Below are 16426 nucleotides of genomic sequence, written 5' to 3' on the forward strand. Positions count from 1 at the left end.
GTAATTCAATGAAAAACTTAGTGCTATTCTACCATAATCCTAGTAGGCGTAGTATACAAAAATGTAAATTCTAGAAACTTTCACACTAATGTATGAATGGGTCTATAGAACTATGCGAGTCAAACATCGTAGACGATATACTTCCAATAATTCTATGTAGTTCATGATTATTCCGATCATAAATCTTTCAACCCTCTCGGAAAACACAAAAGACACCGCGAACGGTGCCTTTGAGAACATAGCTGGCAAATATTCTTAAAATCTGATTTTACACAGCATCCCGTTGCTGTGCAAGAGAATAATTATTTCTTCACAGATTAATTTTTTGGCTTATGATTTTCAAACCATGTTGACGTGTTCACTAGAAGCTGTTCACTGCGTCCAATGGCTGCCTGCACCTGACCGGTGGCGGTTCCACCATACACATTCCGAGCATTGACTACCGCTTCTGGTTGAAGCACCTCATAAATACGCTCGTCGAACAGATCCGAAAACTGCTGGAATTCATCCAGTTTCAGATCAAGCAAATACTTGCCCTGCTGGATGCAATACAGCACCGTTTTGCCGATAACCTCATGGGCCTGACGGAACGGAAGCCCCTTACCGACCAGGAAGTCCGCAATATCCGTTGCGTTGGAGAAATCCTGGTTGACCGCTTGACGCATGCGATCCTTGTTCACCTTCATCGTAGCGATCATCGGAGCGAACAATTGCAAGGCTCCCTCCAGCGTAGCAACCGTATCGAACATCCCTTCCTTGTCCTCCTGCATATCCTTGTTGTATGCCAGTGGCAAGGACTTCAGTACTGTCAGCAGACCAACGAGGTTTCCATAGACACGCCCGGTTTTGCCACGTACTAACTCCGGTACATCCGGGTTTTTCTTCTGTGGCATAATGCTGCTGCCTGTGCAGAAAGCATCATCCAGCTCGACAAAACCAAACTCCGTGCTGCTCCATAGCACCAGTTCTTCACTCAGACGGGACAAATGCGTCATAATCAGCGAGGCTCCGGCCAAAAACTCTACGATAAAGTCCCGATCACTAACAGCGTCCAGGCTATTTTCATAGACGCCATCAAAACCGAGCTGCTCAGCTACAAAATGACGATCAATCGGGAAAGTGGTTCCAGCCAAAGCGCCAGCCCCGAGCGGCAACACATTGATGCGCTTGTAGCTGTCCTTGAGTCGGTCAATATCACGCTCTAGCATAGACACATACGCTAGCAAGTGATGCGCGAACAAAATAGGCTGCGCACGCTGCAAGTGTGTGTATCCAGGCACTATTGTGTCCAGATTGTCCTTGGCCTGCCCAATTAATGCAACTTGTACATCATGCAGCATACCTACCAGCGATACCACACGTCCGCGCAAATACAAGTGCATATCCGTTGCTACCTGATCGTTACGACTGCGTCCAGTGTGCAGCTTACCGCCGACCGGACCAATGGCCTCGATCAGGTTTTTTTCAATATTCATGTGAATATCCTCATCCGAAACGGAAAATTCAATTTCCCCACGGCGGATACGCTCCAGAACGGTGTGCAGTCCTCCCTTGATCGTGTCCGCATCCTCCTGCGGAATAATACCGCATTTGCCCAGCATGGCCACATGAGCTAAACTGCCTTGAATATCTTCTTCCGCCAACGCCTGATCAAACTCAATAGAAGCCGTATATTCCTCTACCAGCTTGTTCGTTTGCTTTGTAAACCGTCCGCCCCATAGCTTACTCATTGCATGATCCCCTCTCTGCAATAACAAGCCGCCCTCGTCGTTTGGACAAGAACGGCCCGCATTCCGTACATTTTTTTGATTACATCTTATTTATGATTTTGTGTTACGCCCGCATTTACCTTCAAACGCAAAGCATTCAAGCGGATAAAGCCTGTGGCATCGCCTTGGTCGTAGGCTTGCGTCGGATCAGCTTCCATGGTTGCAATGTCTGGGTTGTACAAGCTAACCGGACTTTTAACGCCTGCACCGATAATATTGCCCTTGTACAGCTTCACGCGCACCGTACCACTGACATTTTTCTGACTCTCATGAACCAGTGCCTGTAAAGCAACACGTTCCGGCGCGAACCAGAATCCATTGTACACCAAGGTAGCATAACGGGTAATCAGGCTATCACGCAGATTCATAACCTCGCGATCCATTGTGATGGACTCCATTTTGCGGTGAGCTGTGAACAGGATTGTACCCCCTGGCGTCTCATAGACTCCGCGGCTCTTCATACCCACAAAACGGTTCTCCACCATATCTACACGTCCGATTCCATGCTTGCCGCCCAGTTCATTCAGCTTTTCCATCACTTGCAGCGGAGTTAGCTGTTCACCATTCAAAGCGACGCAGTTGCCTGCTTTAAATTCCAGCTCCAAATATTCTGCTTCATCAGGGGCGTCCTCAGGCGCGTTGCTGAGCAAGAACATTTCTTTATTTTCAGGAGCGCTCGGATCAAACCAGGGGTCCTCCAGCACACCGCTTTCATAGCTGATATGCAGCAGGTTGCGGTCCATGGAGTACGGCTTGGCTGCAGAAGCGGTTACCGGAATACCGTGTTTTTCCGCATAGGCAATCATTTCTGCCCGGCCCGGGAACTGGTTGCGGAACTCTTCCAGCCGCCAAGGTGCAATGACTTGGATGTCCGGCGTTAGCGCCGCCGCGTTCAGCTCGAAGCGCACCTGATCGTTGCCTTTGCCTGTTGCGCCGTGGGCAATGGCTGTTGCTCCCTCGGCAATCGCAATATCGACCATCCGCTTAGCGATCAATGGACGTGCAATACTCGTTCCGAGCAAATATTGCCCTTCATATAAAGCACCCGCCTGAAACATTGGGTAAATAAAATCCTTGGCGAATTCATCACGCAGATCATCGATGTACACTTTGGAAGCTCCCGTAGCGAGTGCTTTTTCCTCCAAACCGTCCAGTTCTTCCTTTTGTCCGATATCTGCGGTAAATGCGATAATCTCAGCATCATAGGTTTCCTTGAGCCATTTCAGAATGACCGACGTATCCAGACCGCCGGAATATGCGAGTACGATTTTTTCTTTTGCCATTGTTGAAGTCCTCCCCGAATGCTTATACCTCTATCTTCTTTACGATCAACTGTATCCCATTAAAGCAACTAGCAACGCTTTTTGTGCATGTAGACGGTTTTCCGCTTCATCAAAAATGACCGAATGGGGACCGTCGATTACTCCTGCACTCACCTCTTCCCCACGATGCGCAGGTAGACAGTGCAGGAATAGATAATCTGGCTTCGCGAGCTTAACCAACTCCTCATTCACCTGGAAGTCGGCAAAAGCAAGCTCACGCTCCTTCTGCTCTTCCTCAAAGCCCATGCTTGCCCACACGTCTGTGTAGATCGCATCGGCATCTTTTACTGCTTCCTGCGGACTTTGCGTGATAACAATTTCACTCCCTGTCTGTTTGGCAATCTCACGAGAAACCGCGACCACACTCGGGTCAGGCTCGTATCCAGCTGGACTTGCAATGGAGACATGCACTCCGAGCTTTGCTCCACCAATTAAGAGGGAATGCGCCATATTGTTGCCGTCTCCGATGTAAGCCAGTTTGAGTCCTTTCAGCTTACCCTTTTGTTCATATAAGGTTTGATAATCAGCCAGCACCTGACACGGATGCGCCAAATCGCTCAAACCATTAATCACAGGAACGGATGCATAACGGGCCAACTCTACCACATTATCGTGCCCAAAGGTACGAATCATAATGCCATCCAGATAACGTGACATCACTTGGGCCATGTCGCTAATCGGCTCTCCGCGTCCCAGTTGAATATCATTTTTGCTGAGGAAAAGGGCATGCCCGCCCAATTGATACATACCGACTTCAAAGGATACCCGTGTGCGTGTGGAGGATTTTTCGAAAATCAGCCCAAGTGTTTTCCCCTTCAGCGGCTGATAAGCTTCTCCGTTTTTGTGCTTACGCTTAATTTCAACGGCGAGATCAATTAAATACTGGATTTCCTCTGGCGAGTAATCGTCCAGCTCTAGAAAGTCCCGTCCTTTCAAATTCACCTGTTGCAGTGCGCCGCCCTGGCTCATGCGATCCTCTCCTTTTACGCTCTAATCTCGGATGCTTCTGTCTTTACACTAAGCTACGTGCTCCCGAATCAATTCAGCAATCCATGCTACAGCCTGATCTATTTCGTCTTTCGTTACATACAGGTTAGGCAACAGGCGAATCACGTTCGGTCCTGCTGTAATGAACAGAATGCCCTTCTTCTGTCCTGCCAAAACAAGCTCTGCTACCGGCTCCGCACACTCAATCCCGACCATCAGACCTTTTCCGCGGATATCCTGGACAAAAGGAATATCTGCAAGCTGCTTTTGCAGACTCTGGAAGAGATAATCTCCCATTTCGGCAGCGCGTTCTGGCAGCTTGTCATCAATAATCGTTTCAACGGTCGCTTGAACTGCTGCCATAGCAAGCGGTGTACCCCCGAACGTAGAACCATGACTGCCCGCTGTGAACGCTTCACGCAAATATTCTTTGCCTAGCATTGCACCGACCGAAAAGCCACTGCCCAGTCCTTTCGCCAATGTAAAAATATCCGGCTCAATCCCATAATGCTCAAAGGAAAACAGCTTACCTGTCCGTCCCATACCTGTTTGCACCTCGTCAATGATCAGCAGCAATCCATGTTCCTGGCACAGCTGGGTAATCACGTCTACGAAAGCAGGGTCTACCGGATACATGCCACCTTCGGCCTGCACCATTTCCAGCATAATTGCCGCTGTATTCTCATTGATCGCTGCTTCGAGCGCAGCCTGATCATGAAGCGGAACGCTTTTGAATCCGGCGGGAAGCGGTAAAAAGCCTTCTTTCACTTTGTCCTGACCCGTAGCAGTCAAGGTTGCCAGCGTCCGTCCGTGGAAGGATTGCGTGAACGTAATGATTTCATAGCGACCAGTCTGCTTCACCTTCTGGTGGTAACGACGCGCCAGCTTAATGGCAGCTTCGTTCGCTTCAGCTCCGCTATTGCAGAAGAACACCGCATCTGCGCTACTATTAGCTGTCAGCAAGGCCGCGGCCCGCTCCTGCCCAGGAATATGAAACAGATTGGATACATGCCACAGTTCATCGATCTGCTTTTTCAACCGCTCCGCTACAGCTTGAGGCGCATGGCCTAGATTGGTAACAGCAATACCTGACATGAAATCCAGATAACGTTTGCCCTGATCATCCCACAGCCAGCTTCCTTGTCCTTTCACCAGTGTAAGCGGGTATCTTGCGTAGTTTGGAAAAAGAGAGCTATCTGCCTGCGTTTTTGCCGTCCCCTTTTGCGCTTGCGCTCCGCTTCCATTCGTACTTGGCATTTCCTCGCTCACCAGCGTATTCGGTTCCTTACTCATGTCGTTCACGCCCCTTTATCGTTTGGTTATATAGGTTGAGCATATATTGCAATTACTGCATGCGCACAATGCGTGTTCCAATTGATTCTCCGCTCAGCACACGGCTGAGTACCTGCGGTTCGCTGCCGTCAACGATGACGACTTCCTTCACTTTTCCGTGAATGCAGGCAATAGCCGCTCTCACTTTCGGGATCATACCACCGTAGATTTCACCCGTGCTGATCATATCTTCAATTTCCTGTATAGTGATCGATTCCAGCACCTTCTTCTCTACACCATTCTTTTTCAAAATACCGGGTACATCCGTCACAACAATCATTCGACTGACGCCGAGATGAGAAGCAACCGCGCCCGCCGCTGTATCGGCATTAATGTTATAACGCTGACCGGATCGATCAATGCCAATAGGCGCAATAACTGGCATATAGCTCATGTCCAGCACACCCGTAATAATCGATGCTTGAACAGATGTTACCTCTCCAACCCAACCGACCTCGGCAGCATTCGGCACAGGCTTTGCTTCAATTAAATAGCCATCACTGCCCGACAAACCCAACGCTCGCCCTCCGTGCATCCCTATTCTGCGAACAATCTGCTTGTTAATGCTGCCTGCCAGCACCATTTCCACGACATCCAACACGGGTTCAGTCGTTTTACGCAACCCGTGAATGAACTCCGTTTCGATTCCCAGCTTCGCCAAATTGTCAGAGATCGCAGGTCCGCCGCCATGTACAATGACTGGTTGAAGGCCTTCCGACTGCAGACGGGCCAAGTCGTCAAAAAAGGAATCAGGCAACGCAGCCAGCGTACTTCCTCCGCATTTCATCACAAAATTACGACGTGCCAGTCCCGCTTGTTTCGCTTGATCCGCGTGTCCCACTGCCGATTGCATATCATCTCTCCTTTTCTCCTCTGCACAATTTTGTGCGATTTTCAAATGATGCGAAAAACTATATCCGCTTGCTTCTTCTATTAACTATTAAAAATCCATCTGTATTTAAATCTGGTATCTATGTCCGATAAGCCGCATTAATCCGCACATAATCGTAGGTTAGATCACAGCCCCATGCTGTAGCCATTCCGTTCCCGTGATGCAAGTCAACGATAATTTGCACCATATCTCCACGCAAATAGGAGAGCGCCTCGGCTTCATCAAAAGCAACTGGACTTGATTGGTTCAGCACGATAATGTCACCTAAGCGGATGTCTACCGTATCGGGATTCACCGGCTCTCCAGCACGTCCGACGGCTGCAATAATCCGTCCCCAGTTGGCGTCTGCGCCAAAAACGGCTGACTTCACCAGACTGGACCCAATTACGGTCTTGGCTATCGCCTGGGCAGAAGCATCGCTTACCGCTCCGCTTACGGACACCTCTACCAGCTTCGTAGCACCTTCCCCGTCACGGGCAATCGCCTTCGCCAGCTCCCGGCAAATATAAGTGAATGCCTCGGCAAAAGCCCCCCAATCAGGATGCTCTGCGTTCAACTCGCTGTTGCCTGCCAGTCCGCTTGCCATAGCGATTAGCATATCGTTCGTACTGGTATCCCCATCGACCGTAATCATATTAAAGCTAGTATCCGTGGCCTGCTTTAATAGTTGATGAAGAGCCGTCTGCCCGATGACCGCATCACAAGTCATGAAAGCGAGCATGGTTGCCATATTCGGATGAATCATACCTGATCCTTTTGCCGCCCCGGCGATGTGCACGGTCACACCGTCCACTTCAACTGACACGCATGCTTCCTTTTTCACCAAATCCGTTGTCAGAATGGCTTGGCTAAATTGGTCCGCTCCATCGTTTGCCTCGCTCATCCGCTTAGGTAGTGACGATATACCGCCAAGCACACGATCCATTTTCAGATGCTCGCCAATTACACCCGTCGAAGCAACAGCTACAGTGCTCTCTGCCACACCCAGTTCACGAGCAGCGGCCGAACGCATAGCGTAAGCGTCCTGCTCCCCTTGCTGTCCTGTACAGGCATTGGCGTTCCCGCTGTTCACTACTATCGCCTGCAATCGACCGTTTGTCAGGCTCTCGCGAGTCACCTTCAGCGGTGCAGCCTGAAACACATTAGTGGTATACACAGCAGCAGCTGTCGCCTCTACCTCACAGCGAATCGCGCCGATATCGTTGCGGTTCGTATTTTTCAATCCACAGTGCAATCCCCCGGCTGTAAAGCCACGCGGAGTTACGATGTTGCCCCCATTTACTACTGTAAACCCTAATTTGCCCATAATATGTGCCCTCGCCCGCATTATAAGGAATAAATGGCAGCCGGACGCTTGCGTTCTCAAACCTGCCCGCTGTCGTTCTCCTGTACCTGTTGCGTTTACGTGCTACTTACGGATATACCGGTATGAAGCCCAGTCCGAGGTTCTCCTCCCATCCCATCATCAAATTTAAATTCTGAATCGCCTGCCCAGCGGCACCCTTCACAACATTATCAATGACAGAAATAATCGTAAGACGCCCAGTACGGGCATCTGCTGCAAAACCGATGTCGCAGTAGTTCGAACCAAATACTTCTTTTGTTGCCGGCCATATACCTTCGCCACGTACACGGACAAAAGGATGGCCTTTATAATAATCCCGGTATAACCCGATAAGGTCCTGATCCGTATGATCACCTTTCAACGTGACATAAATTGTACTCATGATTCCTCGCGTCATAGGCACCAGCTGTGTCGTAAACGTAATTGTAACGTCCTCGCCCGCAACATCACCCAATACCTGTTCGATCTCAGGGATATGTTGGTGCTTATTCACCTTATAAGCCTTAAAATTCTCATTCATCTCCGCATAATGTGAAACAAGACTTGTTCCCCGACCGGAGCCGGATACCCCGGATTTAGCATCCACAATCAGTGACCGATGGTCAATCCAATCTGCCTTTAAGGCAGGAATAATTCCCAATAGTGTTGCCGTGGGATAGCAGCCTGGATTCGAAATAAAAGAAACACCAGCAAGCTTTTCTGCATACACCTCGCTGAGTCCGTAAACGGCTTGCTTGAGATACTCGGGTGAAGCCGCAGGCTTTTTGTACCATGCTTCATACGCTTCCCCGCTTCGGAGCCTAAAGTCCCCGGAAAGGTCAATCACCTTCAGTCCGACATCCAGAAGCTGTGGCACTAATTTGGTGCTAACGCCTGATGGCGTAGCTGTGAAAACCAGATCAGCCTTGGCAGCAATTTCATGGATATCGACACCGTCCAAATCCTGTACCACAATATCCGTCAGATGTGGAAACCCATCACTAATCGGGACACCCGCGCTGGATGAAGAAATAACAGATACGATCTCCACCTGCGGATGATGAACCAAAAATCGAATCAGCTCCACTCCGCCATATCCAGTGGAACCGACAATTGCTACCTTTAGCTTGCTGCTCACAGACCTTCCTCCATTCCGTCCCTATGAAATATGTATTATTATACGACTCTATTCATATAAATACAACACCTCATGTCATGTTATTCCTCCAAATTTAAAATATGCACTCTTGCCCATTCTTTTGGCCGCCAAGCTGTACAGGCTACAATTAAGGAAAACAAAAAAGACAGACCCCCTTGCGAATCTAGTCTTCTATTTTGCATAAGAAAAGGAGCGTTCCCTTTATATATTATCTTGTATATTGGTATTCATCCGGTTTATACATTTGCTGCACTTATGTATTCGTTGGACATTGAATAGGGTATAAAGAGTGAGTATGTACGAAAATAAACCTATACGTTAGGGGTGCTACACATCAAAACATATACAGCGAATTTAGTGATAGATGCTAAAGCCAAGTTAGGCGAGGGTCCCAGTTGGGATCATCAGTCGCAACGTTTATTTTGGGTCGATATTGAGGGTTTTCAATTACACATTTACGATCCATCTACAGGCACAGATCGTACCATAGATGTGGGTGAACATATTAGTGCAGTCGTCCCTTATCTTAAAAATAAAGTAATCGTGGCCATGATCAGCGGTCTATACTGTTTGGATATTGAAACAGGAGCCAAAGTATTGATCCACGATCCTGAGGAAGGTAGATCAGGAAATCGATTTAATGATGGTAAATGTGATCCTGCAGGACGTTTTTTGGCAGGAACTATGAGTTTAAATGGCGAACGTGCGCAAGGAGCGTTGTATAGTCTGACCACAAAGGGAAGCGTCTCCTTACTGATCGATAAAGCTTCCACATCTAATGGCTTAGCCTGGAGCTCAGATCATCGTACCATGTATTATATCGATACTCCGACCTTGGAAGTGGTCTCCTTCGATTACGATGTGACACAGGGAACCATTAAGAATAAGCAACTGGTAGCTAGATTGGATGAAAGTGAAGGATATCCAGATGGCATGACCATCGATGCAGAGGGCATGTTGTGGATCGCGCGTTGGGGCGGTAAACGTGTTTCTCGTATCCATCCTGCTCAGGGAGAAGTAATTGCTGAGGTTTCACTTCCAGTCAATTGTGTGACTTCATGTGCTTTTGGCGGTGAACATCTGGATGAGTTGTATATCACAACTGCTCAAGATGGCGATAATACCGACCAACCACTAGCAGGCGGTTTATTTATGGTCAAAACCGGAGTAAAAGGAGTACCGACCTCATATTTTAATCAAGGACAAGCAGCAGATTGGCTTGATCTGTTACCAAAAAAGGCTTGATAAAGCTGTTCTGAAAAGAGAAAAGCCCACTACATCAGTGGGCTCTCCTACATTGATTCAGTTAAGAGCAAGCGTCCAAAAGACCACATTATGCTAGCCTTCCCTTTTGAACCCTTCACCCAATACCTCACGTGTATTACTAATAATCACAAAAGCTTCCGGGTCTACCAAGCGAACGAGCGTTTTGAGGCGGGTTACCTCGTTTTGCCCGACTACAACCATAAGTACAGGACGTTCTTCGTTCGTGTAACCCCCCCGTCCTGCAAGCTCTGTCAAACCCCGATCCAAATCCTGTAAAATAGTTTGCGTGATCTTTTCCTTTTGATTGGATATGATGTAAGCCACTTTGGAGTAGCCTAATCCCATTTCTACAGCATCAATAACCTTGCCGGTTACAAACAAGCCAATCAATGCATACAGAGCTCGCTCCGGCGACAGGGCGAAACCAGCTAGCGTGATCACTGTGCCATCCATTAGCATGACACAAAGAGAAAGGCTAAAACCGGTATACTTTTGAATAATCTGAGCTAAAATAGCCAGTCCACCCGTCGAGCCTCTGCCCCGAAACACAGTGCCCAAGCCCAATCCTACTCCGATTCCACCATACAGCGAAGCCAGCAACGGATTGGTTGTCGGGACTGCCCAATCCTTCGTCACATAAACAAATAGTGGCAGCATGATGCTGCCCAGCAGGGAACGCAAGCCATACTTTTTTCCTAACAGCAGTACTCCTGCTATAAATAACGGAATATTCATTCCCCACTGCGTATAGGCCGGTTCCAGGCCAAACAGGTCCTCGCCCAAGATAGACAGGCCAGATACACCCCCGGATGCAATCCGGTTGGGAAGCAAGAACATGTTAAAGGTCAACGCTGTAATGAAGGAGCCGAGTATAATTAGCAAAACATCGGTCACGTTACGCGCTGGTCCACTGGCGGCAATCAGAGGCTTACGCCTTCTTCGGCGGGCAGTGGGAGGGTTCAATTGAGACATCATTCACGTTCTCCTTTAATAAAAATACCGTCACACAAAAATTCCTACAGGCCGCAGGCACGTAGACTGCGGTTCTGTAGGAAAACGTACAGACAATTATTCTGCGTCCAGCTTAATTTGGCTGCGCAGGTAACCATCGATGAACGGATCGAGATCGCCATCCATCACAGCCCCGACGTTGCCAGTTTCCACGCTGGTACGGTGATCCTTAACCATGCTATATGGATGGAACACGTAGGAGCGAATTTGGCTGCCCCATGCAATGTCGGACTGTTCACCACGGATTTCGTCCAATTGCTGCTGTTGTTCTTCAATCTTGCGCTCGTAGAGCTTGGAGCGAAGCATCGTCATCGCACGTTCACGGTTTTTGATCTGGGAACGTTCATTTTGGCAAGTCACGACAATACCGGTAGGCAAATGCGTAATCCGAACAGCCGAGTCGGTCGTATTAATATGCTGACCACCTGCACCGCTGGCCCGGTACGTATCAATTTTAAGATCTTCCGTGCGGATCTCAATATCCACATCATCCGCAATTTCCGGTACTACATCACAAGACACGAACGATGTATGTCGACGACCGGAGGAATCAAATGGAGAGATACGAACCAACCGATGTACGCCTTTCTCCGCCTTGAGATAACCGTAGGCATTATAGCCTTTGATCAACAGGGTTACACTCTTTATCCCTGCTTCATCACCCGCTAAGTAATCCAGAGTCTCCACCTTGAAGCCCCGTTTTTCTCCCCAACGTGTATACATGCGCAGCAGCATTTGACCCCAGTCCTGCGACTCGGTACCGCCTGCCCCCGGGTGCAGCTCCAGAATAGCATTAAGCTTGTCATAGGGCTGATTTAAAAGCAATTGCAGCTCAAATTCCTCCAGCTTGCTCAGCAGGGATTTGATACTGTTTTCAACTTCTCCAGCCAGCGCTTCATCGCCTTCCTCTTCAGCCAGCTCAACCATCATACCTGCATCTTCATATTCCTGACGCAGCTGTTCATAGCTGTCCACAGAAGATTTCACAGCATTCATTTCAGCAATTACGCCTTGGGCCTTTTCGTTATCATCCCAAAAATCAGGCGCTGCCATCTTTTCCTCAAAGTTCGCGATCATTTCCTGTTTGAGATCTAAGTCAAAGAGACCCCCTAAGGTTTGTTAGTTTCTTGCCTATTTCTCGTAAATCATGTTTTACACTTGGATCAATCATGATGTCATTCTCCTTTTAATATAGGGTTAAGGGGTGTAAAAGCGTTTTGAGTTACGGCTGGGTGAAGAGACGCTGCGCGAATGATTTGATCTTACAAACGCTGACGCTTCTCCAAATTCAAATCCTCCGCTTCCCTACTGACCACCGTAAAGTCAAACTGCTTTTACATAACTGGCTCTGGTATGTGAGCCAGATCAACTGCGGAATTGACTGACAAATAAGCAGAGACTTGCTTATTTGTCATAATTGTTTAAAAAGAATTGAGAGCAATCTAGCCATTCATCAATGTTCAGACTGATCCTCCAACAGAAAAGCTATAAGTTGAAGACATCAGTGTCGTCCCCTGATGGCACAAAATGGCCGACGGTCAGTGGTTGAACTGCCGCCTGCCATTATATGCGTTGCAGAGGATAGTGTATATCAAGACCTATCCCTTAATTTCAATCCGTTATTTTCTACGCGGACGCGAAGGAGCGGATTTCTTTTTGGGAGCCGCAGGTTCTCCACTCGTCGAGATTTTATCTTCGTCGATGACAGCCTGACGCTCTTGGTTGGATTCGATTTGTGCTTTCATAATGTAGGTCGCAACTTCCTCTTGGATGCTGGCGATCATAGCATGGAACATTTCGAAGCCTTCAAATTGGTATTCACGCAATGGATCAGTACCACCATAAGCACGCAAGTGAATACCTTGACGCAATTGATCCATAGCATCAATATGATCCATCCATTTGCTGTCAACTGCACGTAGTACGATAACCTTCTCGAACTCACGTACCATTTCTTCGCCGATCATCTCTTCACGGCTGTGGTATCTGTTGGTAACTTTTTCGAAGATCATATCGACCATCTCTTCTTTTTCCTTACCCCACAGATCGTCGCGCGAAAGTGTGTTTTCCTCAAGCAGGTTGTTGTTCACATACTCTGCAACTTCTTCCAGTTCCCAGTTTTCAGGGATATCATCACCACAGTGAGCTTCCACTACACGCTCAATGACAGGCTTGATCATGTCGAACACAATTTCCTTGATGTTCTCTGATTCCAGCACCTCACGGCGTTGTTTGTAAATAATAGCACGCTGCTGATTCATCACGTCATCATATTGAAGAACGACTTTACGCTGATCAAAGTTATTCCCTTCGACACGTTTTTGAGCTGATTCGATAGCACGCGAAATCATACGGCTCTCGATAGGTTGATCTTCCTCGAAGCCCAAGCGCTCCATCATATTCAGTACGTTATCTGCACCAAAACGCTTCATTAACTCATCGCCCAGCGATAAGTAAAACTGCGTGGAGCCCGGATCCCCCTGACGTCCTGCACGTCCGCGAAGCTGATTATCAATACGACGGGATTCATGACGTTCTGTACCGATGATGTGCAAACCACCGAGTTCTGCAACGCCTTCGCCCAGTACGATGTCAGTACCACGTCCAGCCATGTTAGTAGCGATGGTAACCGCGCCAGCTTCACCTGCACGGGAAATAATTTCAGCTTCTTCGGCATGGTACTTAGCGTTAAGTACTTTATGACGAACGCCTTTGCGTTTCAACATTTCAGAAAGAAGCTCCGAGTTTTCAATAGAAACCGTACCTACCAATATCGGCTGGTTCTTTTTGTTACGCTCCAGAATTTCGTCTACTACAGCATGGAATTTGCCCTTCACGCTCTTGTACACTACGTCAGGCATATCTACACGCTGGTTAGGCTTGTTCGTCGGAATTTGGAGCACTTCCAGACCATAGATTTTTTTGAATTCTTCTTCTTCTGTTTTCGCTGTACCCGTCATCCCCGCCAATTTGCGGTACATACGGAAATAGTTTTGGAATGTAATTGTCGCCAGTGTCATGCTTTCATTTTGGACAATGATGTTTTCCTTCGCTTCAATAGCTTGGTGCAAACCATCACTGTAACGACGTCCAGCCATCAGACGACCTGTAAACTCATCAACAATCAGGACTTCACCGTCTGCCACGACATAGTCCACATCCAAACGCATAATAGCGTTAGCTTTCAAGGCTTGTACGATGTGGTGATTGATTGTAACACTTTCCTGATCATACAGGTTTTCAAGACCAAAGAAATTTTCAGCCTTGGATACGCCGTTTTCGGTCAAAGCAACTGACTTCACCTTAATATCCAGCGTGTAGTCTTCTTCAACATTCAGGCTCTTCACAAAACGATCAGCCGCAAAATATAGCTCGGTCGATTTTTGAGCTTGTCCTGAAATGATCAATGGTGTACGAGCTTCATCGACGAGAATGGAATCCACTTCATCAATGATACAGAAGTACAACGGACGCTGTACCATCTGTTCTTTGTAAAGCACCATATTATCGCGCAGATAATCGAACCCGAACTCATTGTTTGTACCATACGTAATATCACAAGCATAAGCTTCCTGTTTGGCAGCATGATCCATATTGGCCAGGTTCAGACCTACGCTCATTCCCAAGAAATTATAAATTTGTCCCATTTCTCCGCTGTCGCGTTGTGCCAAATAGTCATTGACTGTAACCACGTGCACACCTTTGCCCAACAGAGCGTTCAAATAAACCGGCAATGTTCCCACCAGTGTTTTACCTTCACCGGTTTTCATTTCTGCGATTTTTCCTTCGTGCAACGCAATACCGCCGAGCATCTGTACGTCATAGTGACGTTTGCCCAGCACCCGCTTGGACGCTTCACGAACCGTTGCAAAAGCTTCCGGCAGCACTTCTTCAGCCGTAGCACCTTGTTCAATCCGCTCTCTAAACTCCGCCGTCTTGGCTTTCAGTTCCTCATCCGAGAGCTTCTCAAAATCAGGCTCTATTTTATTGATCAGTTCAACCGTCTTCATTAAACGTTTGACGTCACGTTCATTTGTATCCCCAAAAATTTTTTTGACAATTCCTAGCATGGTTTACCCCTTTCGCGCAAAACAATTAATAGAATCAATTTCACAATAAGAAAGGGTCCATGATGAAATTGATTCCCGATATGTTTGACAGGCCCGGCTATACCAGCCCATCGTGCGATGTTCTTTGCATAAATTGTAACAGTTTGTAGGACATGCCGCAACACAAGCAGCCTCCAGATTTGCATCCGGTTAAAGATACCAAAACAATTGACGCACGAAATACACAATTGGTTACACCTGTCCAAGCTGAAATTTTCAATCATGTTTACAATAAACATATAAAAGAGCCCTATCCCGCCAGGTTCGCAAGGATAAGGCTCGTGTTATGATCATTTTCCTAATATCCATGAAGCATGCTTCAATCGAAAACATTCTATTCACTTTAAAATGTGATGAGTTTCTGATTCACAGGCTATTCTCGTTCGATCAGACCGTATTTACCATCATTGCGTTTGTAAACTACGTTAACTTCCTCATTATCAATATTAGAAAATACGAAGAAATTATGTCCAACCATGTTCATTTGCAGAATAGCTTCTTCCACATCCATAGGTTTCAACAAGAAACGCTTGGTACGAACGACTTCCAGCTCATCCATTTCCGCATCCTCATCTTCGGCAACAGCCACGCTACCCGCTGGATCTTCCACAAAAAGAGTTTTTAAACTACCTTCCTGCCGGAATTTCCGGTTAAGCTTGGTTTTGTGCTTGCGAATTTGCCGTTCTAGCTTGTCTACCACGGCATCAATGGATGCATACATGTCATCGCTTTCGTCTTCGGCACGGAGTACAAGCCCCGGCAAAGGAATGGTTACTTCTACAGTGTGCAAATCTCTGGTTGTGCTTAACGTTACACTTCCATCAGACGTCGGGGGTGCATCGAAATACTTCTCAAGTCTGCTGAATTTCTTATCAACGTAGTCCTTCAAAGCGTCGGTAACCTCGATCTGTTGACCTCGTACTGTTAAGTTCATAGGGCACGCCTCCTTTGCCCCTTCAGTATAACACATATGTTAACGCCAAGTAAAAAAACCTATCAACATTTCGACGGATTTTTACAAAATCCCTCATGATTCGATAAAACGCTTCCAATAACGCCATTCTATGAAAAGGGTCATGTTTAATTTTAGCTCGCATACATATGTGAATAATGAAGAGATATTTAAATAGCTACTCCGCTGGTGTCGTGACAGATCCACTATTTGGAGCTCATGCTAATCTATTTTATCGAAGGAGGAGGGGGCCATATCAAGCTGAATCAGGTATAGGAACTTATGCCGTATGCAAGACCTGAT

The 16426-nt window shown here is 47.4% G+C and carries 12 protein-coding genes; 1 reads left to right on the forward strand and 11 read right to left on the reverse strand.

Going from position 1 to position 16426, the window contains the following annotated elements; genetic code table 11:
- Positions 1-317: 317 nt before the first annotated feature.
- From argH to argC, 7 genes are all read right to left on the reverse strand, one after another.
- Positions 318-1730 (reverse strand): argininosuccinate lyase, encoded by a 1413-nt coding sequence (gene argH / locus MMB75_RS12185; protein WP_016822943.1) that lies wholly within the window; start codon positions 1728-1730, stop codon positions 318-320.
- Between the two features lie 86 nt (positions 1731-1816).
- Positions 1817-3052: an argininosuccinate synthase gene (locus tag MMB75_RS12190; RefSeq protein WP_013373358.1), complete on the reverse strand. Its 1236-nt coding sequence runs from the start codon at positions 3050-3052 to the stop codon at positions 1817-1819.
- A gap of 45 nt (positions 3053-3097) precedes the next feature.
- Positions 3098-4060 carry an ornithine carbamoyltransferase gene (gene argF, locus MMB75_RS12195; protein WP_038978181.1) on the reverse strand — a complete coding sequence of 321 codons (963 nt, stop codon included), beginning with the start codon at positions 4058-4060 and terminating at the stop codon, positions 3098-3100.
- A 48-nt stretch (positions 4061-4108) separates the two neighbouring features.
- Entirely contained in the window at positions 4109-5371 is a 1263-nt protein-coding gene (locus tag MMB75_RS12200; protein ID WP_045244625.1) for an acetylornithine transaminase, read from the reverse strand.
- A 52-nt stretch (positions 5372-5423) separates the two neighbouring features.
- Entirely contained in the window at positions 5424-6263 is an 840-nt protein-coding gene (argB, locus tag MMB75_RS12205; RefSeq protein ID WP_016822940.1) for an acetylglutamate kinase, read from the reverse strand.
- A gap of 118 nt (positions 6264-6381) precedes the next feature.
- On the reverse strand, positions 6382-7608 hold the full coding sequence (gene argJ, locus MMB75_RS12210) for a bifunctional glutamate N-acetyltransferase/amino-acid acetyltransferase ArgJ (RefSeq protein ID WP_277507892.1): 1227 nt from the start codon (positions 7606-7608) through the stop codon (positions 6382-6384).
- A 106-nt stretch (positions 7609-7714) separates the two neighbouring features.
- Positions 7715-8764, reverse strand: coding sequence for an N-acetyl-gamma-glutamyl-phosphate reductase (gene argC, locus MMB75_RS12215; RefSeq protein WP_016822938.1), 1050 nt, complete (start codon positions 8762-8764; stop codon positions 7715-7717).
- A 378-nt stretch (positions 8765-9142) separates the two neighbouring features.
- Between argC and MMB75_RS12220 the strand changes: the two genes are divergently transcribed.
- On the forward strand, positions 9143-10030 hold the full coding sequence (locus tag MMB75_RS12220) for an SMP-30/gluconolactonase/LRE family protein (protein WP_277507893.1): 888 nt from the start codon (positions 9143-9145) through the stop codon (positions 10028-10030).
- Between the two features lie 93 nt (positions 10031-10123).
- Here MMB75_RS12220 and MMB75_RS12225 read toward each other — a convergent pair whose 3' ends face one another.
- The 4 genes from MMB75_RS12225 to hpf form a co-directional block, all read right to left on the reverse strand.
- A complete protein-coding gene (locus MMB75_RS12225) occupies positions 10124-11023 on the reverse strand; it encodes a YitT family protein (RefSeq protein WP_277508296.1) in 900 nt (299 codons plus the stop codon).
- 96 nt (positions 11024-11119) lie between these two features.
- Positions 11120-12233, reverse strand: a protein-coding gene (gene prfB / locus MMB75_RS12230) for a peptide chain release factor 2 (protein ID WP_100212693.1) whose coding sequence is annotated in 2 segments (ribosomal slippage) — positions 11120-12160 and positions 12162-12233 — 1113 coding nt in all. Because the reading frame shifts where the segments join, the coding sequence is not laid out codon by codon here.
- Between the two features lie 448 nt (positions 12234-12681).
- Positions 12682-15132 carry a preprotein translocase subunit SecA gene (gene secA / locus MMB75_RS12235; protein ID WP_025365974.1) on the reverse strand — a complete coding sequence of 817 codons (2451 nt, stop codon included), beginning with the start codon at positions 15130-15132 and terminating at the stop codon, positions 12682-12684.
- Positions 15133-15544: 412 nt separating this feature from the next.
- On the reverse strand, positions 15545-16105 hold the full coding sequence (gene hpf / locus MMB75_RS12240) for a ribosome hibernation-promoting factor, HPF/YfiA family (protein ID WP_017427087.1): 561 nt from the start codon (positions 16103-16105) through the stop codon (positions 15545-15547).
- Positions 16106-16426: the final 321 nt, after the last annotated feature.

Source organism: Paenibacillus sp. P2(2022) (assembly GCF_029522175.1).
GTDB lineage: Bacteria > Bacillota > Bacilli > Paenibacillales > Paenibacillaceae > Paenibacillus > Paenibacillus polymyxa.